This is a genomic window from Brucella sp. HL-2, from assembly GCF_025846885.2.
GTDB classification, from domain to species: domain Bacteria; phylum Pseudomonadota; class Alphaproteobacteria; order Rhizobiales; family Rhizobiaceae; genus Brucella; species Brucella quorumnocens.
Map to the genome: position 1 here is coordinate 213,047 of NZ_JAOYTK010000002.1, position 24,706 is coordinate 237,752.

A 24,706-nucleotide genomic window follows, 5' to 3' on the forward strand; every position below is an offset into this window, starting at 1 on the left:
CATTCCTCAGGAAGAGAAAAATATTCTACCGTTGTGTAGCGCATAAAAAAGAAAACGAAAACGGCTAATTAATTCGCATTCGTATCTATCGGGCGCTCAAAATCCAGAACGCCCGATATTGACATTAGTTGCCTGTGCGGCGTCCATCGGCATCAAAAATATGGATGTCTTTGGCAAGCGCACCAATCTTGATCTTTTCATCAATCGCGTGCTCTGAACGGCCTGCGACGCGGAAAATCAGCGATTTTCCATCGGCGAGAGAGCTATGAATATAGCTTTCCGCACCAACCAGCTCAATGGCATCAATGCGCACTTCGGTGTTGAACCCATTTGCGTCAGCTTCACCGTTTTCGATGATGCGGATGTCTTCAGGGCGTACGCCAAAGGTGTACTTGGTCGAAGGAAGGGGCACAGCATTGCCTGGCTGCCAGACATTGTTGTCACCGCTTTCAAGCAGGTTCATGGAAGGCGAACCGATGAAAGTCGCAACGAAGGTAGAAGCAGGCTTTTCGTAGAGTTCGATTGGGGTGCCAACCTGTTCGATATTACCCGCATTGAGAACGACAAGACGGTCTGCCATGGTCATGGCTTCCATCTGATCATGGGTCACGTAAACGCTTGTCGTTCCAAGCGCGCGCTGCAGCCGCTTGATTTCAACGCGCATCTGCACGCGAAGCTTCGCATCAAGGTTCGACAGTGGTTCATCAAAAAGGAATGCAGCCGGTTCGCGCACGATAGCGCGACCCATAGCGACACGCTGGCGCTGACCACCCGAAAGCTGGCGTGGCTTCCGATCAAGGAACGGCTCAATTTCGAGCGCCTTTGCCGCTTTGGCGATACGGCGTTCGATTTCGTCCTTCGGTGTTTTACGGTTTTTCAGGCCATAGGCGAGGTTGTCGCGCACGGACATATGCGGGTAGAGCGCATAGTTCTGAAACACCATTGCGATGTCGCGTTCAGCGGGCTCCACATCGTTTACAACGCGGTCGCCAATAGCAATCGTGCCAGAGCTGATGCCTTCAAGCCCTGCAATCATGCGCAGAAGTGTCGACTTACCGCAGCCCGACGGGCCGACGAGGACAACGAATTCACCGTCCTGGATCTCCAGCGAAACGCCTTTGATGACTTCAATGTTGCCGCCATAGCTCTTGCGGACATTATCAAGAATGATCTTGCTCATTATTTTTCCGTTTCAACGAGACCTTTGACGAACCAGCGCTGCATCAATACCACCACAAGGATCGGTGGTATGATAGCCAGAATGGCCGTTACCATGACGTAGTTCCACGGCGTGGAAGCATCAGCGAAATCCACCATACGGCGCAGACCGATAATAATGGTGTTCATTTTTGCATCATTGGTGACGAGCAGCGGCCACAGATACTGGGTCCAGCCATAAATGAAGAGAATGACGAAGAGAGCAGCGATATTCGTCTTCGACAGCGGCAGCAGAATGTCACGCATGAAGCGAAACGGACCTGCATTGTCAATGCGTGCAGCTTCAACCAGCTCACCTGGAATGGTGAGAAAGAACTGTCGGAACAGGAACGTCGCCGTCGCCGATGCCATAAGCGGTAGCGTGAGGCCCGCATAGGTGTCGATCATGCCGAGGTCAACGATGACCTTATAGGTCGGCAGGATACGCACTTCGACAGGCAGCATCAGCGTGACAAAAATCATCCAGAAGAAGAACATGCGGAACGGAAAGCGAAAGAACACGATCGCAAATGCCGACATGAAAGAGATGATGATCTTACCGACTGCGATCAGCATTGCCACCACGAACGAATTCCACAGAAGTCGCTCGAGACTGACACCAACGACCCGCTCAACGCCACCGAAAATGGCATCGCCATAGTTCTCCATCATGTGTCCACCGGGCACAAGCTGGATTGGCGGGCGAATGATATCGCCAGAGGTCAGCGTCGAAGCGACAAAGGTGTAATAGATCGGAAAGGCTACAACGATGATCCCAATGATCAGGATCAGATGGCCTAACAGATTGGAGACTGGGCGTTTTTCAATCATGGTCGCCTCACTCACGAATAATGCACGCGCTTCTCGATGAAGCGGAACTGGAATGCGGTCAGGGCGATCACGATAATCATCAGAATAACCGACTGCGCCGATGAGGAGCCGAGGTTAAGATTGACGAAGCCGTCGTTATAAACCTTGTAGACCAGGGTTTCAGTAGCTTTGGCAGGGCCGCCGCCGGTGACGGCATGAATAATGCCGAATGTGTCGAAGAAGGCATAAACCGTGTTGACCACCAACAGAAAGAATGTGGTTGGTGCCAGAAGCGGGAACACAATTGACCAGAACCGTCGTGCACCGCGCGCGCCGTCAATAGCCGCCGCTTCAATGAGTGATTTCGGAATTGCCTGAAGGCCTGCAACAAAAAACAGGAAGTTGTAGGAAATCTGTTTCCATGCCGCAGCACCCACAATCATGGCCATCGCCTGATTACCATTAAGCAGTGGGTCCCATGCAACTCCGTAGCTGCGCAGCAGATACGCAAGCGTACCCATTGCAGGATTGAACATGAAAAGCCAAAGCATACCAGCAACAGCGGGTGCCACAGCGTAAGGCCAGATCAACAATGTACGATAAAATGTCTTGCCGCGAATGACACGGTCAGCGGCCGTTGCAAGCAACAATGCTGCGCCCATGGCTACAAATGCGGTCAAAAGATTAAAGACAATCGTTACCTTGAAGGAATGCAGATAATTGGGATCAGCCAGAACGGTGGTGAAGTTGGCGAGCCCAACGAATGTAGATTTCAGTCCAAATGCGTCTTCGCGCATGAATGACTGATAAATCGCCTGACTTGCTGGCCAGAAAAAGAAGATCACAGTCAATATGATCTGCGGAGCCAGCAGGAAGTAGGGTAAGATCTTGTTTGGAAACGTGACTTTCTGCACGGGAAGTTTCCTTGCGGATAGCAATGCCGCCAAACCCTTTTAAGGGCAGGCGGCACGCTCTAGTTCATCAGATTATTGTGCTGCTGCAATCGCTTCGTTTGCGCGTTTTACGGCGTTATCAAGCGCAGTCTTTGCATCCTGCTTGCCGCCTAGCATGGCTTCGAATTCCTCATTGAGGATATCGCGAACCTGCGGCAGGTTGATGAGACGCACACCCTTGGAGTTTTCCGTTGGTGCTTTGCCCATCATCTGGAGGATGGGTGTTTCACGGCCCGGATTCTTTTCATAGAAATCCGAGTTCTTCGTTGCTTCATAAGCAGCCATCGTCACTGGCAAGTAGCCCGACTTTTCATGCAGCTTCTGCTGAATTTTGGTCTGCGAAAGGAAGTTGAAGAACTGAGCAATGCCCTTGTACTGCTCATCGCTGAGGCCAGCAAAGACCCAGAGGCTGGCACCACCCGGGATAGTGTTCTGCGGGCCATGACCTTCATAGTAAGGAAGCTGGCCAATGCCGTAGTTCATGCCTGACTTGATGACATCGCCGAGGCCCCCCGACGATTCCGTCAGCATTGCGCATTCACCCGAGGTGAAGAGCTGTTTGGCTTCAGAAACGCGCCCGCCGTAACGGAAAGTGCCGTCTTTGGCCAGATCAGCGATGGCTTGGAAATGCTCAACGAAAAGCGGTTCGTTGATCTTGAGTTCGACGTTGGTGCCGCCGAGGCCGTTTTCATTGGTGCCGTAGGAAACATTGTTCCAGGCAGCAAAGTTTTCAGTCTGAATCCAGGTGAGCCAGGTCGAAGTGAAGCCGCAGGCAGATGCACCGCTCGACTTGATCTTCTTGGCTGCTTCAAAAACTTCCGGCCAGGTCTTTGGTGGGTTGTTTTCGTCAAGGCCAGCTTTTTTGAAAGCGTCCTTGTTGTAATAAAGGATCGGCGAAGACGAATTGTATGGGAAGGACAGCATTGTGCCGTCTGGCTTCGAATAATAGGCAACGATACCCGGCAGGTACTGCGACTTGTCGAACTTGAAGCCGCCCTTTTCGAGCACTTCAGCTGCTGGAACCATCGCGCCTTCGGCGGCCATCATGACGCCGCTACCGGCATCGAAAACTTGAATGATTGCTGGTGGCTGCTTTGAACGGAATGCGGCGATGCCTGCATTCAACGTTTCAGGATAGCTGCCCTTATAGACCGGAACGATTTTGTATTCGCTCTGGCTTTCATTGAACTCTTTGGAAAGTTCATTGACCATTTCGTTGTTGGCACCGGTCATGCCGTGCCACCAGCTAAGCTCCGTCTGTGCGAAAGCCTGCGAACCAATGGTGAGGGCAAGGGCGCCAGTCAGCGCCGAAGTCGTGATCAGACGGGTAAGCATATTTCCTCCTCGGAAATGAGGTTGCGTGAACATCGAGAGTGGAATCCACCGCTCAGGGTGCCGGAACCTGCATTATTGTTATTACACTTATATGACTGCAATTTCACTGGATCAACTTCTAGATCGCTTTAATAGAATAAAACCGAAAATGTTAATGGTTAAAAGGAAAAAAAACGAAAAAGAATCGATAATATTGGGGAGAAGATGTGGATAGCTTTTCAAGCTATCGCTTTAGCATAACAACCACAGCTCCTGGCCCTTTAGCCAACTCACAAACTGTGCCCTCGTCCATTCTTCACTCTGCAGAATTGAAACGACCTTCCTGCTCCCATCAAGAGCGCTATATAAAATTCAGTAAACTCAGGGGCTTGCGTGAGTGCAAGAATCTCAATTATGTGGCTCTCAACCTGTGAGGATTGCCGTTGGTTGCGCTCAATATATAGTCAACCCTTACAACCAAGAATTAGAGTATTCGCATATATGGAGCAGTTTTCTGTTCCGGAAACCGCATGACGGAGTTTTTATGCCCATTCGCGCCGACTGGAATGCAGCTTCATTGTCTGCAAAGCTTTATTCCAGAACATGGGGCAAGAACGAACCTGGCGGCGTTATTATCGGGTTTGATCCGCAGGGCGTGAAGTTTGCATATGCCGGTGGCTTGGAAAGTCTCGCGACAGGCGTTCCTTTTACAGCCAACACGGTTGTTCGTTACGCATCCATAACCAAGCATATTTTCTGTGCCATGGTACTGCACCACGCTGATGTGATTAGCCTCAATGATCGGCTTGGAGATCATCTGCCGGAGCTGCAAAGCCCATTAGCTGACGTTTCTGTCGGACGGGCGCTTGATATGACGGCGGGTTTGCCGGATGTGCGCGAGTGCCTGACGCTTTTGGGGCTGTCTGTTTACACGCATACCAATGCGGAAAGCCTTCTAGAATTTCTTTCAACAATCAACCGGCTGAACTTTAACGCCGGTAGCGAAATTTCCTATTCAAATACCGGTTATAGGCTTGTTGAAGCAGCCTTTGAGCGTAAAGGACTGTTTTTCAAGGATTTTGTGAAATCCGATATCAGCGATTCCATTGATGTCCCCAATGTTTGGGCCGATCCTGTCAAAGGACTTGCGCCGGGTTATTGGAAGTCTGGAGACAAATGGCAGGAAAGTGCGGCTGGCCTTCAGCTTTCCGCGTCAGGCAGTCTTGCAGGTAGTGGTATGGCGCTGACTAAATGGGCGCAGACTCTCCTGGAAGACCAAGGGTCGTTAAACGAAATGCTTTCGAGACTTTCGACCGAGCGGTTTCTCAACGATGGTCGACCGACCGGCTATGGTCTCGGTTTGCGCTGGAATGAAATTGACGGAAAGCGCTTCATTGGTCATGGCGGATCGCATCCGGGTTACAAAAGCTATTTTATGCTCGATCCGGCTGAGAAAACCGGCATGATAGTTGTTAGTAACCGCGAAGACGCTGACACTTATAAAATCGCGCGAGACTGCATGGCAGCGCTCAACGGGTTGGATCTGCCTGATACCAGCTGCACTATTCCAGACGGATTATACGTAACGGACGCCGGGCCATTCTGGATCGAGATGCGTGAAGGCGTCGCCAATTACCTTGGTGCTGAAGATCGTCTCTACAATATCGGCGATGATTGGTTCTCGTCGTTGTCCCCGTCATCGCCAATGAAGCTGCGTTGGACTGGTGATGCGCTGCAAGGCGAAATCGGCCATGTAGCGCGCGAATTGAAGTCTGTAATCGCTCGCCCCGCAGGCAAAGAGTTTGATGGCCAGTGGGCCGCACGACTTTATAGTGCCTCCTTCACCATCGATAACGGCCATATTATTATGGGAATTGGCCCAACGCGACAGGTCATGCCATTGGAAGACCTCGGAAATGGCCGGGCGTTGTTCACATTGCGCGATGGGCCTTGGAACAAGCGCATCTGTATCCATATGCTCGACAAAGATCGTCTTGAACTGGTTCTTAACCGCAGCCGCATGATTGAATATCAGCGTTGAACAAGCTTCATTGTGTTATTTTCGGAAAATTGATTCCGAAAATGATTTGAATGGAGTGAGCCAATGCTTGAGCAGATGATCGATCAAGGTGCCGGTCGCGAACCCGCCGATATCGTATTGAAAGGCGGCCGCTTCTTCGATCTCGTGACGGGCGAACTCGTTGAAAGCGATATTGCGATTAGCGGTGATCGCATCGTGGGCACCTTTGGCACCTATCGGGGCAAGCAGGAAATCGATATTTCGGGCCGCATCGTCGTGCCGGGTTTCATCGACACGCACCTGCATATTGAATCATCCAATGTGACCCCGCATGAATTTGATCGCTGCGTACTGCCACAAGGTGTCACCACAGTTATTTGCGATCCGCACGAAATCGCCAACGTTCTGGGCGTCGAAGGCCTACAATACTTCCTCGATAGCTCGCTGGAAACGATCATGGATATTCGGGTGCAGCTTTCAAGCTGTGTGCCTGCAACCCATATGGAAACCTCTGGTGCCGAACTTCTGATCGACGATCTGCTGCCTTTTGCCGACCACCCCAAGGTTATTGGGCTCGCTGAGTTCATGAATTTTCCGGGCGTCTTGTCGAAAGACCCTGAATGTATGGCGAAGCTCAAAGCCTTTCAGGGACGCCACATAGATGGTCACGCGCCACTGCTGCGAGGGCTAGATCTGAATGGCTATATCGCAGCCGGTATCCGTACTGAACACGAGGCGACAAGTGCTGAGGAAGCGCTCGAAAAGATGCGCAAGGGTATGCATGTGCTTGTGCGTGAAGGTTCGGTTTCCAAAGACCTGCATGCTTTGATGCCGATTATCACAGAGAGGCACTCGCAGTTTCTGGCGCTTTGCACGGATGACCGCAATCCACTCGATATCGCAGATCAGGGCCATCTTGATTATCTCATCCGCACGGCAATCGCTGGTGGTGTTGAACCGCTTGCAATTTATCGCGCGGCAAGTGTTTCGGCAGCGCGCGCTTTCGGGCTGTTTGATCGCGGACTTGTTGCGCCGGGGCAGCGCGCCGATCTCGTGATCGTCGACAGTCTTGAAGGCTGCAATGCTGAAATCGTTCTGTCTGCGGGCAGGGTGGTTTCGGAAGAACTGTTCTCAACGCGGGGATCAGTTACGGAAGTCGGTCGCAACAGCGTGAAAGCGCCAACTGTTAGTGCATCAAGCTTCAGATCACAATCCAACAGCGGAAAGACGCGTGCAATCGGCATTATTCCGGGAAAGATCATCACCGAAAGCCTCGAGTTTGATTTGAAAGTCGGACCGCATGGCGTTGAACCCGATCTTGACCGCGACGTTGTCAAAATCGCAGTGGTTGAACGGCATGGAAAGAATGGCAATATCGCCACCGGATTCGTGCATGGTTTTGGCCTGAAGGCCGGAGCCATTGCGTCAACTGTCAGCCATGACAGCCATAATATCTGTGTGGTCGGCGTGTCGGACGAAGATATCGCCGCTGCCGCTAACCGACTTGGTGAAATTGAAGGCGGTTTTGTAGTGGTTCGTGATGGTAAAGTATTGGCTGAAATGCCGCTACCAATCGCTGGGCTGATGAGCATAGAGCCTTATGAAACCGTGCGTGAACAGCTTCGCGAACTGCGACATGCGGCTGAAGAGCTCGGTTCGGTTTTAGAAGAACCATTTTTGCAGCTAGCGTTTGTTGCTCTGCCGGTCATCCCGCATCTGAAGATCACGGATCGCGGGCTTGTCGATGTCGATAAGTTTGAATTCGTCGGCAATTAGTCGGACTAATAAAATTGTCATAAAGGGTTTAAATTAACCTGCTAACGCACTGGCAAAAATCGGATTTTTGACCATGCAATTTTTGAATACCTTTGACCTTTACCCATTCCTTGATACGGCGGTGAGTTTCACCGCCGCCTTTATCTTTGGAACAATGATCGGCGCTGAACGACAGTATCGTCAGCGAACAGCAGGGCTGCGAACCAATGCGCTCGTAGCATTGGGTGCTGCGGCCTTTGTTGATTTGGCTGCGCGTCTCGCAGGCAGCGCGGAATCGCTACGTGTGATCGCCTACGTGGTTTCCGGTGTTGGTTTTCTTGGTGCTGGCGTCATTATGAAGGAGGGCATGAATGTTCGTGGCCTCAATACGGCGGCCACCCTCTGGTGCTCGGCGGCCGTTGGAGCGTGTGCTGGCACAGATATGCTGGCAGAAGCAGCTTTGCTGACAATCTACGTTTTGCTCGGCAATACGTTGCTGCGGCCGCTTGTTAATCTCATCAACCGCATTCCCATCAGCGAGCAGGCGCTCGAACAGACCTATGAGGTTCGCGTAATAGTCTCGCATTCAGTTATGGAAGAAATGCGTGAATTGCTGGTTGAAAAACTCGAAGAGGCGAAATATCCCGTTAGCGATATAGAGCTTACAGATCGTAATGCAGAGACTGTTGAGATACTCGCAACGCTTGTCAGTACCTCAATCGATCCAGATGAAATCGACACCGTCGCGCATTTTATGGAGACACAGAACGGTGTCTTTTATGCTGGCTGGGAAGGCAGTTCTAAGGATTGATTACCGATCAATCCGCGTCGAGAGAATGATTGAAGACATGGTGCGCTCAACACCTTCGAGCGCCCCGATTTTATCGAGTACAATGTCGAGTTCCTGAATTGACGGCGCTTCCACCACAACAATCATATCGAAATGGCCACTGACAGAATGCAGCGTGCGCACTGCCATGATGCTGCGCAACGCAGTTTCAACCTTTGGTGCAAACTTGGGCAACGCCGTTACCAGCACATGGGCACGAACCAGATCACGTTCGAATTCCGGCGCGATTCGAACGGTATAGCCCTCGATCACACCCCGTTTTTCCAGCTTTTCCAGCCTGCTTTGCACGGTCGTACGTGACACACCGAGCCGCCTTGCGAGGTCTGCAGTGGAGGCGCGGGCGTTTTCACGCAATAGGGCGATAAGGGTAAGGTCTGCATTTGTCGTCATAATGCATATTAGATACGTCATTTTGCACAAACAAACAACGTGAAATCGTCGGTTTAAATGCTTCTTTTCGCCGAAATTTGTGAGATTCTGTATCCATCGTAATTGCATTACCCAACTTATTTGTTGAAGGGGAAAATACATGAAAGAGATCGTTGTTGTAGGCGCGGGCAAAATTGGCGCGACCATTGCCGATCTTCTGGCTTCGACTGGTGATTATGCTGTAACGGTTGTTGACCGCTCGCAGGCACAGCTCGATGCGCTGGACACTGGTGCGGAAGTTAAGACGCAGGCTCTGGACATCGCAGATGCCAAGGCACTTGAAACAGTTCTGGCGGGCAAATTCGCGGTATTAAGTGCCGCTCCATTCCAGCTGACCACGCTGATCGCTGAAGCTGCAGCCAAGACTGGCGTTCATTACCTCGACCTCACCGAAGACGTTGCCAGCACCAAGCGCGTCATGGAACTGGCACAGGATGCCAAGACTGCTTTCATTCCACAGTGCGGTTTGGCTCCGGGCTTTATCTCGATCGTTGCTTATGACCTCGCAAAGCGCTTCGACACGCTTGAAAACGTGCGTATGCGCGTTGGTGCTCTGCCAGAATTTCCATCGAATGCTCTCAACTACAACCTGACCTGGAGCACCGACGGTCTCATCAACGAATATATCGAGCCATGCGAAGCCATCGTAAATGGCAAGCTGACAAAGGTTCCAGCGCTCGAAGAACGCGAAGAATTCTCGCTTGACGGTGTGACCTATGAAGCTTTCAACACGTCGGGCGGCCTTGGCACGCTTTGCGACACGCTTGAAGGCAAGGTACGCACGCTCAACTACCGCACGATCCGTTATCCGGGCCACGTTGCTCTCATGAAGGCGTTGCTCAACGATCTCGGTCTTCGTCATCGCCGTGAAGTGCTCAAGGACATTTTCGAAAACGCTCTGCCAAGCACATTGCAGGACGTTATCGTAATCTTCGTGACCGTTTCCGGCACCAAGAACGGTCGTCTGGTTCAGGAAACCTACGCGAACAAAGTTTATGCCAATCAGGTTGGCAAGATCGTCCGTTCGGGCATCCAGATCACGACTGCTTCTGCCATCTGCGCTGTGCTCGATATGCTGGCAAAGGGCGAAATCGCACAGAAGGGTTTTGTTCGTCAGGAAGACATCACGCTCGATGCATTCCTCGCAAACCGCTTCGGCAAAGCTTATGCGCAAGACGATCATTCGACACGTCTTGTTGCCTGAAAGCACCGTTGAGGCCATACCTGACCCGTTGCGCTAAACGCGCAGCGGGTCATTTTGCGTTTAAGTATGCCTAAAGTTGCGATTGAATTCGTTCGGCTTTGCGGGCAAGCCGGACTGAGAACTTAACAAAGCCCGCGACTAATAACTGGAATAGGGAAGCGATGTTTAAATCAGTTTTGCTGGCCGGTCTGGCCACTGTCGTTTTTGCCATGCCTGTTCAGGCAAAGGAATGGAAAGAAATCCGTATCGCCAGCGAAGGCGCATATCCGCCCTTCAACTACATGTCTCCAGACGGCAAGCTGGCTGGCTTCGATATCGACATTGCCAACGCTGTTTGCGAAGCCATGGAAGCCAAATGCGAAATCATTGCCAATGATTGGGACGGCATGATCCCCGGCCTGCAGGCAAACAAGTTTGATGCCGTGATCGCATCCATGGCAATTACGCCAGAGCGCGAACAGCAAGTCGCATTCTCTGAGCGCTATTACACCACACCGCTGGCCGTTGTTGTTCCCAAGGATACCGACATCACATCGCTTGAGCCGTCAGCATTGGACGGCAAGACAGTCGGTGCGCAGGCTGGCACCACGCAGGGCAATTATGCCGATGACGTTTACGGTAAAGCTGGTGCAGATGTGAAGCTTTACCCGACGGCGGACGAAGCCAATGCCGACCTTGAAAGCGGTCGCCTTGATGCGATTGCAGCTGACAAGTTCCTTGCAGCTGATTGGTTGAAGAAACAAGGCGCTGATTGCTGCAAGTTCCTAGGCGATATTCCAGGTTCAGAAACCAAGATTGCGGTAGCTTTGCGCAAGGGTGACGATGATCTGCGTGAACAGTTCAATGCGGCAATTAAAAAAATCCGTGATGACGGCACTTATGAAACGATCCGCAAGAAGTATTTCGACTTCGACATCTATTGATACAAAATAACCGGACGCCTCCAAATGTCTCACTTGAAACATGAGGCGTCCGGTGCTTCATTCAACGAATAAATATGCGGGCGGGAAACCTGCAAAACAGAACCATAACAACGGTCAAGGGGAATATCATGTTGAAATCCATCCTGTTCGCAGGCGTTGCCTCCATTCTTGTTGCGTTTCCAGCGCAGGCCAAGGAGTGGAAAGAAATCAAGATTGCTACGGAAGGTGCATATCCTCCGTTCAATTTCGTCGCGGCTGATGGCTCGTTGCAAGGGCTTGATGTTGAAATCGCCAAGGCGCTCTGCGCGGCAATGGAAGCAAAATGTGAAATCGTTGCCAATGATTGGGACGGCATGATTCCAGGACTGCAGGCAAACAAGTTCGATGCAGTCATCGCTTCGATGAGCGTAACCGAAGAGCGCCAGAAGCAGGTGTCTTTCACCGACAAATATTATTCGACACCGCTTTCGGTTGCAGTTCCAAAAGACAGCCCGATCACAGCGCTTGATGCAGAAGCATTCAAGGGTAAATCAATCGGCGCACAAGGATCGACTACGCAGGCGACCTATGCCGAAGACGTATACGGCAAGGCCGGTGCTGATGTGAAGCTTTACCCGACTGCAGATGAAGCCAATGCCGATCTTAAAAGCGGCCGTCTTGATGCAGTCATTTCGGACAAGTTCCCGATTTCCGATTGGATCAAGGGCGATGGTGGTGAGTGCTGCAAATTGATTGGCGATGTGCCGGGTACGCAGACTGACACCGCTATAGCGGTGCGTAAGGACGACAACGATCTGCGTGAGCAGTTCAACGCAGCAATCAAGAAAATCCGTGAGGACGGCACCTACGCAACTGTGGTGAAGAAATATTTCGACTTCGATATTTACTAGAGCGCCGTGCGGCCATAGGGCGCGCAAAGATCGCTCTTACAGTTTAGACTTGCTGCATAATTTTACCTTAACCTGCTTCATGTTTAGGGAATTATGCAGCAATCCAAGATAAGTTACTTGTAAAAAGTTTCACTCTTTGATGTATGCAAGGGCGCGCTGGCAAATCGTCAGCGCGCTCTTTCGTTTTATGGGATTGGCGGGAATACCATGCAGCAACAAGATGTCATCGTTCTGGGCGCGGGTATTGTGGGCGTTTCCGCAGCTTTGCATTTACAAGCGCGGGGCCGTTCTGTTGTTCTGGTTGATCGAGGTGAACCGGGGCAGGGCACGAGCTTTGGTAATGCCGGCCTCATCGAACGCTCAAGCGTTATTCCTTATTCATTCCCGCAGGGCTTTGGCGCGCTTTTGCGCTATGGCCTTAATCGCCGTTCAGACGTGCGTTATGATCCGTTTTATGTACCGCGCATTGCGCGTTGGTTGTTTCAATATTGGCGTGAATCCTCACCTGAACGGTTGAAGATTGCAACAAACGCGATGCTGCCGCTTATTGAAGCGAGCGTTAGAGAACATGACACGCTGATAGCTCAAGCTGGCTGTGAAAGGCTTGTTCGTTCGCAGGGCTGGATCGAAGTGTTTCGCAATGAACACGCATTTAATACAGCTGTTCAGCGCCTTCCGCAATTGCAGCCATACAATCTTGCCTATGATGTCCTTGATTCTGATGCTCTGAGGCAGAGGGAAACAACACTTGGCGCGGTTGCTGGCGGCATTCATTGGCTTGATCCGAAGACAATCGTAAACCCGGGCGGCCTTGTGCAAGCCTACGCCGATCTTTTCCGTCAGAACGGCGGAACTCTTTTGCATGGGGACGCAGCCTCGCTTGTTGAAACCGAAAATGGCTGGCAGGTGACAACCGAGCAAGGTCCAATCTCTGCACGCGATGCTGTGGTGGCGCTTGGCCCGCAATCGGGGTTGATTTTCCAGAAGTTCGGTTATGCAATCCCGCTAGGTATCAAGCGTGGTCATCATATGCATTTTGAAATGCAGGATGGTGCGCGGCTCGGTCACACCTTGGTCGATGAGGAAGCGGGTTATGTACTTGCGCCGATGGTGCAGGGCGTACGCCTTTCGACAGGTATCGAGTTTGCTTCGCCCGACACGCCTGCCAACTTTATCCAGCTTAAGCGAGCCGAAAAGGTGGCGCGCCGACTTCTGCCACAACTGGGAGAGGCTGTCGAAGCGCAACCATGGCTTGGTTTGCGGCCTTGTTTGCCAGACATGCGCCCAGTGATCGGGCCAGCACCACGCCATAAAGGGCTGTGGTTTGATTTCGGCCATGCCCATCATGGTCTGACGCTTGGACCAGCCAGCGGCCGCTTGTTGGCCGAAATGATGACGGGCGAGAAGACATTTACAGATCCGACGCCATATTCGGCAAAACGTTTCCTATAAGCGGTTTCAAATCTTAGAGAGCGGTCTTGTCAGCTGCGGTGTCCCGGGGTTATCAATTCGACCTCCGTCCAATCCGCGTTCTGCGGCCAAACCGATCCGGAAAAATCTCGTGAAAATGAAAACTTTGGGCCGCACGGGCCTCAATGTAACTGAAATCTGCCTTGGAACCATGACATGGGGCGTGCAGAATACTGAAAACGACGCCCACGAACAGCTTGATTATGCCATTGATGCCGGTGTTAACTTCATCGACACGGCCGAAGGTTATGCCATTCCGATGAGCTCGGAAAGCTATGGCAAGACTGAATCCTATATTGGCAACTGGTTCAAAAAGTCAGGAAAACGCGACCGCGTCATCCTCGCCAGCAAAATTGCAGGCGGTGGACGTCAGGAATGGATTCGCGGTGGTGCAAAGCCAAGTCGCGCAAGTGTTGCCGAGGCGGTTAACGACAGCCTGACCCGTCTTAAGACGGACTACATCGATCTTTACCAGATCCACTGGCCATCCCGCCCGCACTACCATTTCGGTCAAGGTTGGAATTTTGATCCATCCAAAGTTGACCCGAAGGCCGAAACCGCGCAGATTCACGATGTTCTTCTCGGTCTCGAAGATGCAGTTCGCGCAGGCAAAATCCGACATGTCGGTCTTTCCAATGAAACAGCCTGGGGCACGATGCAATGGCTGAAAATTGCCGAAGAACACGGGCTGCCGCGTATGGCGTCAATCCAGAATGAATATGGCTTGCTGCAGCGCCAGTTTGATTTCGACCTGGCGGAAGTTTCCATATTCGAAGACGTTGGTTTGCTCGCTTATTCCACACTCGCTGCCGGGGTTCTGACTGGAAAGTATCTTGGCGGAAAGATCCCGGAAGGCTCACGTGCCTCTGTTACTGACGGCGGCCTTTGGCGCGATAACTCCTATTCAGAACCTGCCATTCGCGCTTACATTGATGTTGCGAAGAAGCACGATCTCGATATCGCGCAGATGGCAATCGCCTTTTCGCTGACACGCCCCTTCATGACCTCGGTCATTATTGGTGCGACATCAGTGGAGCAGCTCAAGACCGATATCGCTGCAAGCGAAGTAAATATTTCAGACGATGTTCTGGTAGATATTGAAAAAGTCTATCGTACCTATCCACGTCCACTTTAATTATAGAAGGCCAGCCACATATATGGTGGCTGGCCTAACCTTTAAGATAAATCTCGTGTTTTACATGCCAGTCATCAATTGGCGTGTCGCTTGATGAGCTCACAATAACAAGACGGTCAAATCGCAGCTTTCGCCCTGAAAGCTTAGTGGCGAGGCGTTGCATTTCGGTCTGTTTGAGCGTTGAATCGTCAACACCATAGGCCAGCGAGACATGCGGCATGAAGCTTTGCAAGCTGGCTTCACTGGATATCTCAAGAGAGTCTTGTTTAAGCCGCATCAGGGGCGGTGCTTTCTCAAGCCTCGCATAGAATGAGCGAAAATAGGCTTCGCTTCCGGTCACATCTTCAATCAACAGCTCAAGCGGCCTGCGTCCGATCGCAAGGCTGATCACTTTTGGCAGAAGCTCTTCTGCTGAATAGCTCATGTCAGGGACAAGCGTTGCATGTGGTTCGAATACGGTTGAATTGAAACGCTGGCTTAAATCCCGGACAATTTCTTCAAGAAACTTAAGATCGTCCTGTGCGGGGCGGAGCCATATGGAATAGTCAGACATTCAGGATTTGCTTCCGTTAGCAGCATTATCAGCTTTGAGTGGCCGCACGCTTCCACGCAGGATCAACGGCGTATCAATCATCACCATTTGAGGCAGTGCGTTGGGTGCACTCTGCCGTTCGTCGAGCAGGCGAATAATCTCGGCTGACAAACGCTCGGCATTCTGGTCGAAAGTTGTGAGCCTGTAGGCACCCCAGCGCGCTTCAGTGACATTGTCGAAGCCAATCACCGAAAGATCATCTGGTATCGAGAGATTGAAGACATCACGGGCGCAATCAATCAGACCGAAAGCCATCAAGTCGTTCACACAGAACACAGCTTCAACCCGGTCACGCTCGCTCAAAAGCAAGGATGCTGCGGCAAAGCCACCATCGTAGTCTGTCAGTTCGCCACGCTGAACACTGACCTTGAGACCAATGCTTTCGGCACGTGTGATGTAAGCTTCTTCGCGTTCCAACAAATTGGGACTACGGACATTGGACGTGACCAGCCCCAATCGTTTCATGCCACGTGCTGCGAATACGTCAACCGCTGTTTCTGCAGCCTGTCGGTTATTGATACGGATATGATCGGGGCCATCCTCGTTGCGACCAACGACAATTAATGTATGTCCATTGCGTTGCGCGAGTTCGACAAACGATGACGACGGCATGCCGGACAGAACGACAGTTGCTTCAGCTCGATAGCGGAGAAGCGTCTGGTGTGCCGCGGACAGATTTTCACCATGTTGTCCGGTTGGAATCAGTACGGGAACGCTGCCACGCGCGGTCAACCTGCGTGAAAGCGCTGCAATCTGGCGCGAGCGGAAAGGACTGGCTGGATCAGCAGCGATCATGCCAACAATTCGGCTACGCTTGGCCAACAGGCCACGTGCAAGATCATTGACCTGATAGCCGAGCTTTTCGGCTGCTTTCAGCACCTTTTCTCGCGTGGAAGGCGACACACTGGCACCCGGCGTAAACGTTCGAGACACGGCAGAGCGAGATACACCGGCTTCTACCGCGACCTCATGCGCGCTGATAAAACGGGGCAGATTTTCTGAAAGCTCATCATGACCGCGATCACTATCTGCCATTGCTATCGACCCACTTTGGAAAGCACATCGGCTCTCAGGAAACGCTCAACCACAAACATGAAGGCAATTGAAGGCACCAGCAGGATCAATGCGCTGATCGATGCGATCTGATAATTGCCACCCGAGCTTGCTGTATAGAGCATGAGCGGTAATGTTGTAATGTCGGGTGCGCCCACAAAATATGTCCCGGTGAATTCATCGAGTGATTCAAGGAACACAAAGATTGCGCTGGCGAGCAGGCCAGGCGCTGCAATCGGTAATGTGATGTGGAAGAAAGTCTTCATGGCTGATGCCCCCATGGAGCGCGCTGCCTCTTCCAGCTCTCGATCAATCGCTGAGAACGCAGCGGTCGCGATCCACACGGCATAAACCAGACCATGCGTCACATGCACCAGCACAACGCCGGTAATCGTTCCATTCAGACGCAGCGAATAGAACATCTGCGCGATGTTGACGTAAATCGGCAAGTTTGGAAAGGCTTGCGGGATCAAGAGGATCAGCAACACTAGCCCGCGAAACGGTAGTTTCAATCGTGCCAGCGCATAGCCAGCCGGAATAGCAAGGCCGAGCGAGACGACGACTGTCAGGCTTGCAATAACCACGCTGGTCCCGAGCGATGAAAGCGCATTGCCCCGCGCCGAAAACACATTCGCCCAGAAGGAAAAGCCGTACTGAATAGGCAGCGTATGCGGGAAATACCAGCGTTCAGCGACAGCCCAAAGAAGCAGATTGGCCAACGGTCCGAAGATAGCGAAGGCCAGTAGGCCAAGCACGATGCCGCGTGGTATCCAACGCCAGTCAAATGCAGTGCTCATCAGCCGTGCTCCTTCATGGTTTGTCTAAGATAAATCCACGCGACCAGACTGGTCATCAGGAGCGAGATGGTGCCTAGCGCATTGGCAACGCCATAATCGCCATAGGCATTGATGCGGAAGGCCATATTGGCGGTGATCATCGTTGGAGATTGGGCATTGATCATAAGCGGAACGGAAAGCACCGACATCATGGTGACGAAACTGAGGATCAAGCCCACCAGCAGTGTCGGGCGCACTTGGGGCAGCACGATTTCGATCAGAATGCGTAGGCGTCCTGCGCCAAGATTACGTGCCGATTCAATGGTGCTGCGATCAATCGATGCCATTGCGCCAGCCAGTAGCAAAGTGACAAATGGCGTCTGCTTCCAGACAAATGCGATCACGATGCCGCGCCAGTCGAGAAAGCTCATGGCTTGGAGTGGTGTCAGAACACCGCTTTCGATCAGCAGGCTATTCATCAGACCATTTTTGGCGAGAAATGTGCGCAATATCTGGCCGACGACGATGAAGGGAATGAACAGTGGCCAACGATAAAGCCAGCGCAGAACAGTTACGGCGCGCTGATTGGATCCAAGGGTTAAATATCCGCCAATAGCAATCGCAAAAAGCGCGATCAGCGCTGAGGAGAGGGTGACAATCACAACGGTAAACAGCATATCGCTTGAATAAAGCTCAAATGCCTTTGTGAAGTTGCCGAAGCCCCAATCTTCACCAACATGAAATGCGCCGGTTATCGAACCAAATAGCGGCACGATGAACAGAATCAGCACGATGGCCAGCGCTGGAGCGACCAGCAGAAAACCCGTCATTCTCTGCGACATGAGTATTCCCCGAATTTTTGAATTATCGACCGGATGCGTGTTTAACGCACCCGGTCTAGGCCTTCATCAGTTGCCAACCTGGCGTTCGTAAGCTTCCAGTATCGCAGTGTTGTATGGGGCGATCGGGAAAGGCTTGCCGTAATTGGCCAGATCTTCAGGCGAAATGTCGGTGAAAAGCTTGTTCCACGTATCGGCATCAAGCTCCGCCTTGACGTGATCTGCATCAATGCCCGGATACCAGTTGAAACGTTTTACAATGCCTTCAGCCTGAACTTTCGGGCTAGTTGCCAGTGCCACGAACTTCTCAGCAAGTTCCTTGTTGGCGCTCTTTTCAGGGATCACGTAATGCATCGGCTGGCCAGGCATGCCAGGCGAAGGCAGAACGAGCTTCATTTCTGGTGGAAGCTGACCATTGGCTTTCCAAGAATAGAACATGTCCACCCAGACTGGACCCATAGCGATTTCCCCACGGCTCAGCATGTCGAGCGTGCCTGCATTGCCGGGCGTCAGCGTTGCATTGGTGGTGAAATCCTTGAGTGAGGCAAAAGCCTTGTCCCAGTTTTTGGCTTCGCCTTCTTCAAACGGGCCTTTCAAGAGTTTGTCGGCATCGCCGCCATAGGCATAAATCCAGCCCATCACAAAGCTTACACCGGAAGCGCCGCCCTTGATGCCATTATAGCCGAATTGCTTCGGGTTTTCCTTGGCCCATGTAACCAGCTCGTCATAGCTCTTTGGTGGATTGGCAACGAGCGCAGGATTATACGCAAGGGCAGTCTGGCTGTTGAACATTGGCATGACATAGCCATCAACATCGGTACCAAGCGCCATTTTGGCGTTGCCACGCGTTACGAGCTTGCCGCTGTCGATCTTGGTGCGGTAGTTTTCTAGAAACTTCTTTTCGACCATCGGGCCAGCAAACTTCTCATGGACGACGGCGACATCCGCGTCCCACTTTTCAACCCCAGCCTTGGACTGTGCTTCAAAGCGCTCGAGAATCTTCTGTGAACCTGCATCGCCGGGGCCGGTGCCAACAACGCGAACCGTCGTGCCGGGATTTTCCTTCTCGAACAATGGGCCGAGATACTCGTTCACATAGTCGACCATATTCTGGTCGCCTGCGGTTAGCACGGTCAGTTCATCGGCTGCGGCGGGTGATGCCGTCAGACCAAGGACGAGAGCTGTTTTCAGAATCGTCTTCATCGAATAATTCCTGCTTTTTTGATCCGCATAGCGGAAGACTTCGACGGTTGGATATTGGATATCCGGTGAGGTGTGATCGGGAATTTTGTGCGGCTGCGGACGGTTGACGGCCCGCAATCCTGTGGTGAGCAGTTGACACTGCTAAGATCGCCTTTCGAGTCAGCCCCTGGAGTGGTGCACACCTGTGCAATTCTCCGGAGCCTACAGTTTGGTCGATCAAATCACTTGTCGAACAAAAATAAAGCCTGTTCGGGAATGCGAATTTCTACCTGTGAACCGGGCTGGTGACTTTCCGCTGAATCGACCAGCAAGTGTCTGCCGCCTACGCTCACCATGTGCCGCCAAAGACCGCCAGGATAGCTGGTTTGGTCGACCGTTCCGGACAGGATGAGTTCAGGCGTTGTGGCGAAGTTGGGCGATCCCGGCACTGCGAGCTTTGCTGCTTCACTGCGAAAACGTGCTGTTGCTATTCCATCCGACAAATTACGGCGGCCTGCCGGAATTGTACTCGCCTTGTTATGTGGTCCGGCAGCAATCTCGATACGGTCAGCTTTGACTGTAACAGGCAGCTCAATGAGGTTTTCAGCTCCCATGAAAGCGGCAACAAAATCGGAAGCCGGATGATTATAGACTTCTTCCGGTGCCCCGGCTTGTGCCACTTCACCATTGTTCAGGATCACGATGCGATCTGCCATAACCATTGCTTCTTCGCGGTCATGGGTCACGTGAACCGCCGTAATACCCAGACGACGCTGCAAGGCGCTGATTTCATGACGAACCGACAGGCGGATGCGCGCATCCAAATTAGAGAGCGGTTCATCGAGCAGCAGAATATCAGGTTCAATAGCCAGTGCCCGGCCCAGTGCAACACGTTGGCGCTGACCGCCTGAAAGTGCGGCAGGCTTGCGATCGAGAAGAGCATCAAGCCCCAAAAGGCGCGCTACTTCCTGAACTTTTTGACGAATTTTGTCCTTTGACGTTCCACGAATTCGCAGACCGTATCCGATATTCTGCGCCACCGTCATATGTGGCCAGAGCGCATAGGATTGAAAAACCAAAGCCATGCCGCGCTTGTCTGGCGGAAGGCGAGTGACATCCTTACCACCGACGCGGATCGCTCCATTGCTCGGCGTGTTGAAGCCCGCAATCGCACGCAGCAAGGTTGTCTTTCCACATCCCGACGAGCCAAGCAGCGCTACGAATTCACCTTTCTTGACCGAAAGGTCTACACCTTTAAGAATCTCATTATTGCCATAACGGACGCGTGCATCCGCTACCTCCAAAAACGCAGGCATTTGCGTATCCTCCCCAGGATCGACGGCCGGTATTATTATTTCTGCACAGCCGTGCAATCCGGATTGAAGCATTTTTAATTTACCTCGACAAGCGACAAATTGAATTGCAGCGGAAAATCGTGAGCAGCATATATTTGCTGCCCGTTGATATGGCTATCTAACGAGGTTTTATAACAGTCGTATGACTGGCGCTGCGCAGGTGCGCAAAACGTGGACAGCTTTGTAAAGCTGTCCACGCTGCACGCAAGCTGTTCCGATACGTTAGGCATGTGTCCCAAAAGCAGATACCAGTTTTGGGATAAAGACATGCGTCGCGCTTTAAGACAGCCTACAGGTAATTCATTCAGGCCGTTTCAGCATCATGTCGTGCTTCTGTTCGGGCGGTGCGCCAAGACGAGAACAGAAACGCTACAATGAAAATTAGGGTCATCAGCAGAACGATTGTAGGAGCAGGGGCGCTGTCGATAAAGAAAGACAGATAGACACCCATGAATGATGAAAAGACTGCAACAACGACTGCGACAATCATCATACTGCTGAACCTGCGGGTGAGCAGAAAAGCGATTGCGCCGGGCGCGATGAGCAAAGAGATGGCAAGAATGATGCCGACTGCTTTTAGAACACCGACAATCGTCAGCGAAATGAGACACAGAAGCCCATAATGCAGAAGCCTTACCGGCAATCCGACCGCACGCGCTTGCGCCGGATCGAATGCATGAAGCAGAAAATCGCGCCATTTGACGATGAGAACGCCGGCTGTCACCGCAGCGATGATAGCTGTCTCGATAAGATCGCCCGTGTTGATGCCCAGAATATCACCGAACAGAATGTGATCTAGGTGCACATTTGCACGTACCGATACGTAAAGCACGAGACCCAGCCCGAACATACCGGAGAAAACAATGCCCATCACTGTGTCTTGCTTGATCCGGCTGTTTTCTTTGAGAAATCCGGTTGCCAGAGCGCAAATCATGCCTGCGACGAAAGCACCGATGCCAAAGGGCAGTCCCACCATATAGGCAATAACGACGCCCGGCAGAACAGCATGACTGATAGCATCGCCCATCAGTGACCAGCCTTTAAGCACCAGAAAGCATGAGAGCAGGGCGGTTGGTATTGCAATCAGCACCGAAGCGATCAGCGCATAGACCATAAAATCGAACTGAAATGGCATTAAAAGCATGTCAAACCAGTTCATGACTGCGCCTCCCGCAATGCGCTTGCGGCGCGTCTTCTGGCCGCCAGCATTCCATGTTTTGGTGCGAGAAAGAACACAGTGAGGAAAACGAGTGTCTGCAACACGACGATAATCCCACCAGTGGCCCCGTCCATGAAATAGCTGACATAAGCACCGATAAAGCTCGTCAGCGCACCGATAATGACTGCAATCCATAAAAGCCGTGAGAAACGGTCTGTCAAAAGATAAGCCGTCGCACCTGGTGTCACGACCATGCAGATGACAAGAAATGCGCCCACCGTCTGCATTGCTGCAACCGTTGAGGCCGAAAGCAGCGTGAAGAACATGATTTTGAGTGCGGTTGGCTTCAAGCCGATCGATCGCGCATGGCTTTCATCAAAAAAGACCACCATGAGGTCTTTCCATTTCAACAGAAGCAATGCGAGCGACACGAAGCCGATGATCGCTAATTGAACGATGTCGCCGGGGGTGATGGCGAGAATATTGCCAAGCACAATTGTCTGGATGCTGATCGAGGTTGGCCTGAGCGAAATCATGAAAAGACCAAGGCCGAAAAACGCTGTGAAAATAAGCCCAATGATTGCATCTTCTTTGAGCTTGGTGCGCTGATTGAGAAACAGCATCGCCGCCGCCGCAAGCCCACCGGAGAAGAATGCACCGATGGAAAAGGGCAGGCCCAGCATATAGGCACCCGCAACGCCCGGAACGATGGAGTGGGAGAGGGCGTCACCGATGAGTGACCAGCCTTTAAGCATCAAATAGGCCGAAAGAAACGCGCAAACACCACCAACAAGGGCAGAAACCCACATCGCATTTATCATGTAGCCGTAGTGAAACGGTTCGAGCAGAAGAGCCATCAATCGTGTCCCTTTGCATTTTGCTCGTAGAGAACGAAAGGGCGCTCATCATCGGTAATTACGCCGACAGCTGAGCGATTTTGTTTGGTTGCTTCGTCTAAAACCAGATGGCGCAGAACGCCACCAAACGTCTTTTCTAGATTGGCTTGCGTGAAAATCTCTTCCGTTGGGCCATAGGCGAGCACGGTATTTTTAACCAGAACCGTTCGATCACAGAATTCCGGTACACTGCCTAGATTATGTGTTGAAACCAACATCACGCGACCTTCGTCACGGAGTCCGCGTAGAAGTGTGACAATTGCTTCTTCCGTCTTCACGTCCACACCAGTGAATGGCTCATCGAGTAGGATTACGCGGCCATCCTGAGCAAGGGCGCGGGCAAGGAACACACGCTTCTTTTGGCCGCCCGAGAGTTCACCGATCTGACGCTTGCGATATTCGAGCATGTTCACACGGCGCAAGGCGGTCTCGACCGCCTCGTGATCAGCGCGACGGGGATTTCGCATCATGCCCATATGGCCATAACGCCCCATCATGACGACGTCTTCGACCAGAACAGGGAAGTTCCAGTCAACTTCTTCACTTTGTGGCACATAAGCGACAAGGTTTTTCTTGAGCGCTTCTTTAACCGGCACGCCAAGGATTGTGATTTCACCTTTGGCGAGGCGCACAAAGCCCATAATAGCTTTGAACAAAGTCGACTTGCCCGAACCGTTCACACCCACAAGTGCTGTAATCGTTCCGGTCGGGATATTGAACGTCGCATTGCGCAAGGCAGTGTGACCGTTGCGATAGGTTACAGTCGCATCTTTCACGTTCAAACCTTTAGCCGCGCTTTGTTCAAGCGCGGCGAGATTTTCAGCGTGATGACTGATCGGAACATTCATTGTTTGAGGCCTTTTGCGATTGTGCTCGAGGTGACTTTCAGCAGGTCAAGGTATGTTGGCACGGGGCCATCGGCTTCTGAAAGAGAATCAACATAGAGGACACCGCCGTATTTCGCCCCAGTTTCACGCGCAACTTGCTCTGCTGGAGCGGCGGAAACCGTGCTTTCAGAGAACACAGCGGTAATGTTGTTCTCGCGCACGGCATCAATCACCTTGCGAACCTGCTGTGGCGTGCCTTGCTGATCAGCATTGATCGGCCAGAGGTACAGCTCCTTCAGGTTGAAATCTCGTGCGAGATAAGAGAACGCGCCTTCACTCGTCACCAGCCAGCGCTTGTCTGCCGGAATTGAATCAAGCTCGGTATGGATCGGATCAATTGCAGCTTTAATCTGGGCTTTGTAATTTTCAGCATTCGCCTTGTAGGTTTCCGCATTCTCCGGATCATATTTTACAAAGGCATCACGAATATTGTCGACATAGATGAGAGCCGAGGTTGGGGACATCCACGCATGGGGATTGGGTTTGCCACTATATGGGCCTTCATTGATATCCATCGGCACAACTCCGTCGGACGCAACGGCACTCGGCACGTCTTTCAGGCGTGAGAAGAATTTTTCGAACCATAGCTCCAGCCCAAGACCATTCCACAGGATAAGCTTGGCATCTTGCGCTTTTATAAGATCGCCGGGCGTTGGCTGGTATTCATGAATTTCAGCGCCTGGCTTGGTAATTGATTCAACCGTTGCCGCGTCACCTGCAACATTGCGTGCAATGTCCGCAATCACTGTAAATGTGGTTACAGCTTTGAATTTTTCAGCTGCCAAGGCAGCTCCAGATACTGCACAAAACAACACACTCCCGGCAAGGCCAGCGGTGAAAGCCCGCATGAAAGGTCGAATCATTCCCATCTCCTTAATGCTAATAATTTGCAATTGCATAAATTAGATAATGGCGACTCACAAGCGCTTTTGCAAATCATTTGCAAAAGAACCGAATTTATTTGGTCACAAATATTTGCTAGGAAATGCACCTATAAATTGTATTTCAAATTAATAT

General features: G+C 51.8%; 23 protein-coding genes. 8 read left to right on the forward strand and 15 right to left on the reverse strand.

All coding sequences use genetic code 11. The annotated features are described in order from the left end of the window. Positions 1–124: 124 nt before the first annotated feature. From OIV19_RS04155 to ugpB, 4 genes are all read right to left on the reverse strand, one after another. Positions 125–1,180, reverse strand: a complete 1,056-nt coding sequence (locus OIV19_RS04155) for a sn-glycerol-3-phosphate import ATP-binding protein UgpC (RefSeq protein ID WP_095444347.1) — start codon at positions 1,178–1,180, stop codon at positions 125–127. Continuing rightward, the gene (ugpE, locus tag OIV19_RS04160) at positions 1,180–2,028 is read right to left on the reverse strand and encodes a sn-glycerol-3-phosphate ABC transporter permease UgpE (RefSeq protein WP_094574358.1); all 849 of its coding nucleotides are present in this window, start codon (positions 2,026–2,028) and stop codon (positions 1,180–1,182) included. The genes OIV19_RS04155 and ugpE overlap by 1 nt, the downstream gene beginning before the upstream one ends. 11 nt (positions 2,029–2,039) lie before the next feature. Next, positions 2,040–2,921, reverse strand: a complete 882-nt coding sequence (ugpA, locus tag OIV19_RS04165; protein ID WP_095444348.1) for a sn-glycerol-3-phosphate ABC transporter permease UgpA — start codon at positions 2,919–2,921, stop codon at positions 2,040–2,042. Positions 2,922–2,993: 72 nt separating this feature from the next. Beyond that, complete coding sequence (gene ugpB, locus OIV19_RS04170; protein WP_167388238.1) at positions 2,994–4,295, reverse strand: sn-glycerol-3-phosphate ABC transporter substrate-binding protein UgpB; 1,302 nt, start codon at positions 4,293–4,295, stop codon at positions 2,994–2,996. Between the two features lie 523 nt (positions 4,296–4,818). Between ugpB and OIV19_RS04175 the strand changes: the two genes are divergently transcribed. The 3 genes from OIV19_RS04175 to OIV19_RS04185 all read left to right on the forward strand — a co-directional run bounded on the left by OIV19_RS04175 (position 4,819) and on the right by OIV19_RS04185 (position 8,860). Then, positions 4,819–6,315, forward strand: coding sequence for a serine hydrolase domain-containing protein (locus tag OIV19_RS04175; protein ID WP_264230768.1), 1,497 nt, complete (start codon positions 4,819–4,821; stop codon positions 6,313–6,315). Between the two features lie 63 nt (positions 6,316–6,378). Continuing rightward, positions 6,379–8,070 carry an adenine deaminase gene (gene ade, locus OIV19_RS04180; protein WP_264230769.1) on the forward strand — a complete coding sequence of 564 codons (1,692 nt, stop codon included), beginning with the start codon at positions 6,379–6,381 and terminating at the stop codon, positions 8,068–8,070. A 73-nt stretch (positions 8,071–8,143) separates the two neighbouring features. Beyond that, positions 8,144–8,860 (forward strand): MgtC/SapB family protein, encoded by a 717-nt coding sequence (locus OIV19_RS04185; protein ID WP_191793260.1) that lies wholly within the window; start codon positions 8,144–8,146, stop codon positions 8,858–8,860. On the opposite strand, the gene OIV19_RS04190 is transcribed toward OIV19_RS04185, so the two are convergent. Continuing rightward, entirely contained in the window at positions 8,861–9,289 is a 429-nt protein-coding gene (locus OIV19_RS04190) for an Lrp/AsnC family transcriptional regulator (RefSeq protein ID WP_039860826.1), read from the reverse strand. Between the two features lie 139 nt (positions 9,290–9,428). Between OIV19_RS04190 and OIV19_RS04195 the strand changes: the two genes are divergently transcribed. The 5 genes from OIV19_RS04195 to OIV19_RS04215 all read left to right on the forward strand — a co-directional run bounded on the left by OIV19_RS04195 (position 9,429) and on the right by OIV19_RS04215 (position 14,950). Beyond that, the gene (locus OIV19_RS04195) at positions 9,429–10,532 is read left to right on the forward strand and encodes a saccharopine dehydrogenase family protein (protein ID WP_151092192.1); all 1,104 of its coding nucleotides are present in this window, start codon (positions 9,429–9,431) and stop codon (positions 10,530–10,532) included. A gap of 161 nt (positions 10,533–10,693) precedes the next feature. Continuing rightward, a complete protein-coding gene (locus tag OIV19_RS04200; protein WP_191793259.1) occupies positions 10,694–11,455 on the forward strand; it encodes an ABC transporter substrate-binding protein in 762 nt (253 codons plus the stop codon). A gap of 128 nt (positions 11,456–11,583) precedes the next feature. Further along, positions 11,584–12,345 carry an ABC transporter substrate-binding protein gene (locus OIV19_RS04205; RefSeq protein WP_191793258.1) on the forward strand — a complete coding sequence of 254 codons (762 nt, stop codon included), beginning with the start codon at positions 11,584–11,586 and terminating at the stop codon, positions 12,343–12,345. A 207-nt stretch (positions 12,346–12,552) separates the two neighbouring features. Beyond that, positions 12,553–13,797 carry an FAD-dependent oxidoreductase gene (locus OIV19_RS04210; RefSeq protein ID WP_264230770.1) on the forward strand — a complete coding sequence of 415 codons (1,245 nt, stop codon included), beginning with the start codon at positions 12,553–12,555 and terminating at the stop codon, positions 13,795–13,797. Positions 13,798–13,912: 115 nt separating this feature from the next. After that, entirely contained in the window at positions 13,913–14,950 is a 1,038-nt protein-coding gene (locus tag OIV19_RS04215) for an aldo/keto reductase (protein ID WP_264230965.1), read from the forward strand. 34 nt (positions 14,951–14,984) lie between these two features. Here the strand turns inward: OIV19_RS04215 and OIV19_RS04220 are convergent, their stop codons facing one another. The 10 genes from OIV19_RS04220 to OIV19_RS04265 form a co-directional block, all read right to left on the reverse strand. Beyond that, complete coding sequence (locus OIV19_RS04220) at positions 14,985–15,503, reverse strand: haloacid dehalogenase (protein WP_264230771.1); 519 nt, start codon at positions 15,501–15,503, stop codon at positions 14,985–14,987. Then, a complete protein-coding gene (locus OIV19_RS04225; RefSeq protein WP_264230772.1) occupies positions 15,504–16,577 on the reverse strand; it encodes a LacI family DNA-binding transcriptional regulator in 1,074 nt (357 codons plus the stop codon). A 2-nt stretch (positions 16,578–16,579) separates the two neighbouring features. Next, a complete protein-coding gene (locus tag OIV19_RS04230) occupies positions 16,580–17,392 on the reverse strand; it encodes an ABC transporter permease (protein ID WP_095444359.1) in 813 nt (270 codons plus the stop codon). After that, on the reverse strand, positions 17,392–18,213 hold the full coding sequence (locus OIV19_RS04235) for an ABC transporter permease (protein WP_151092204.1): 822 nt from the start codon (positions 18,211–18,213) through the stop codon (positions 17,392–17,394). Before OIV19_RS04235 ends, OIV19_RS04230 begins: the two co-directional genes overlap by 1 nt. Positions 18,214–18,279: 66 nt before the next feature. Next, positions 18,280–19,413, reverse strand: a complete 1,134-nt coding sequence (locus OIV19_RS04240) for an extracellular solute-binding protein (protein ID WP_264230773.1) — start codon at positions 19,411–19,413, stop codon at positions 18,280–18,282. A gap of 221 nt (positions 19,414–19,634) precedes the next feature. Then, a complete protein-coding gene (locus OIV19_RS04245) occupies positions 19,635–20,708 on the reverse strand; it encodes an ABC transporter ATP-binding protein (protein ID WP_151092208.1) in 1,074 nt (357 codons plus the stop codon). A 343-nt stretch (positions 20,709–21,051) separates the two neighbouring features. Continuing rightward, positions 21,052–21,906: a metal ABC transporter permease gene (locus OIV19_RS04250; RefSeq protein WP_095444362.1), complete on the reverse strand. Its 855-nt coding sequence runs from the start codon at positions 21,904–21,906 to the stop codon at positions 21,052–21,054. Further along, positions 21,903–22,763 (reverse strand): metal ABC transporter permease, encoded by an 861-nt coding sequence (locus OIV19_RS04255; protein WP_095444363.1) that lies wholly within the window; start codon positions 22,761–22,763, stop codon positions 21,903–21,905. The genes OIV19_RS04250 and OIV19_RS04255 overlap by 4 nt, the downstream gene beginning before the upstream one ends. Next, positions 22,763–23,650, reverse strand: a complete 888-nt coding sequence (locus OIV19_RS04260; RefSeq protein ID WP_264230774.1) for a manganese/iron ABC transporter ATP-binding protein — start codon at positions 23,648–23,650, stop codon at positions 22,763–22,765. The genes OIV19_RS04255 and OIV19_RS04260 overlap by 1 nt, the downstream gene beginning before the upstream one ends. Then, on the reverse strand, positions 23,647–24,552 hold the full coding sequence (locus OIV19_RS04265; RefSeq protein WP_264230775.1) for a metal ABC transporter substrate-binding protein: 906 nt from the start codon (positions 24,550–24,552) through the stop codon (positions 23,647–23,649). Before OIV19_RS04265 ends, OIV19_RS04260 begins: the two co-directional genes overlap by 4 nt. Between the last annotated feature and the right edge of the window lie 154 nt (positions 24,553–24,706).

Excerpts from the sequence above, each read along its gene's own strand:
- OIV19_RS04195 (WP_151092192.1), top strand. The coding sequence starts at position 9,429 with ATGAAAGAGATCGTTGTTGTAGGCGCGGGCAAAATTGGCGCGACCATT.
- ugpB (WP_167388238.1), bottom strand. The coding sequence starts at position 4,295 with ATGCTTACCCGTCTGATCACGACTTCGGCGCTGACTGGCGCCCTTGCC.
- OIV19_RS04260 (WP_264230774.1), bottom strand. The coding sequence starts at position 23,650 with ATGAATGTTCCGATCAGTCATCACGCTGAAAATCTCGCCGCGCTTGAA.
- ade (WP_264230769.1), top strand. The coding sequence starts at position 6,379 with ATGCTTGAGCAGATGATCGATCAAGGTGCCGGTCGCGAACCCGCCGAT.
- OIV19_RS04185 (WP_191793260.1), top strand. The coding sequence starts at position 8,144 with ATGCAATTTTTGAATACCTTTGACCTTTACCCATTCCTTGATACGGCG.
- OIV19_RS04220 (WP_264230771.1), bottom strand. The coding sequence starts at position 15,503 with ATGTCTGACTATTCCATATGGCTCCGCCCCGCACAGGACGATCTTAAG.
- ugpE (WP_094574358.1), bottom strand. The coding sequence starts at position 2,028 with ATGATTGAAAAACGCCCAGTCTCCAATCTGTTAGGCCATCTGATCCTG.
- OIV19_RS04155 (WP_095444347.1), bottom strand. The coding sequence starts at position 1,180 with ATGAGCAAGATCATTCTTGATAATGTCCGCAAGAGCTATGGCGGCAAC.
- OIV19_RS04210 (WP_264230770.1), top strand. The coding sequence starts at position 12,553 with ATGCAGCAACAAGATGTCATCGTTCTGGGCGCGGGTATTGTGGGCGTT.
- OIV19_RS04175 (WP_264230768.1), top strand. The coding sequence starts at position 4,819 with ATGCCCATTCGCGCCGACTGGAATGCAGCTTCATTGTCTGCAAAGCTT.
- OIV19_RS04190 (WP_039860826.1), bottom strand. The coding sequence starts at position 9,289 with ATGACGACAAATGCAGACCTTACCCTTATCGCCCTATTGCGTGAAAAC.
- OIV19_RS04230 (WP_095444359.1), bottom strand. The coding sequence starts at position 17,392 with ATGAGCACTGCATTTGACTGGCGTTGGATACCACGCGGCATCGTGCTT.
- OIV19_RS04215 (WP_264230965.1), top strand. The coding sequence starts at position 13,913 with ATGAAAACTTTGGGCCGCACGGGCCTCAATGTAACTGAAATCTGCCTT.
- OIV19_RS04225 (WP_264230772.1), bottom strand. The coding sequence starts at position 16,577 with ATGGCAGATAGTGATCGCGGTCATGATGAGCTTTCAGAAAATCTGCCC.
- OIV19_RS04250 (WP_095444362.1), bottom strand. The coding sequence starts at position 21,906 with ATGAACTGGTTTGACATGCTTTTAATGCCATTTCAGTTCGATTTTATG.
- OIV19_RS04255 (WP_095444363.1), bottom strand. The coding sequence starts at position 22,763 with ATGGCTCTTCTGCTCGAACCGTTTCACTACGGCTACATGATAAATGCG.
- OIV19_RS04205 (WP_191793258.1), top strand. The coding sequence starts at position 11,584 with ATGTTGAAATCCATCCTGTTCGCAGGCGTTGCCTCCATTCTTGTTGCG.
- OIV19_RS04200 (WP_191793259.1), top strand. The coding sequence starts at position 10,694 with ATGTTTAAATCAGTTTTGCTGGCCGGTCTGGCCACTGTCGTTTTTGCC.
- OIV19_RS04245 (WP_151092208.1), bottom strand. The coding sequence starts at position 20,708 with ATGCCTGCGTTTTTGGAGGTAGCGGATGCACGCGTCCGTTATGGCAAT.
- OIV19_RS04265 (WP_264230775.1), bottom strand. The coding sequence starts at position 24,552 with ATGATTCGACCTTTCATGCGGGCTTTCACCGCTGGCCTTGCCGGGAGT.
- OIV19_RS04240 (WP_264230773.1), bottom strand. The coding sequence starts at position 19,413 with ATGAAGACGATTCTGAAAACAGCTCTCGTCCTTGGTCTGACGGCATCA.
- OIV19_RS04235 (WP_151092204.1), bottom strand. The coding sequence starts at position 18,213 with ATGTCGCAGAGAATGACGGGTTTTCTGCTGGTCGCTCCAGCGCTGGCC.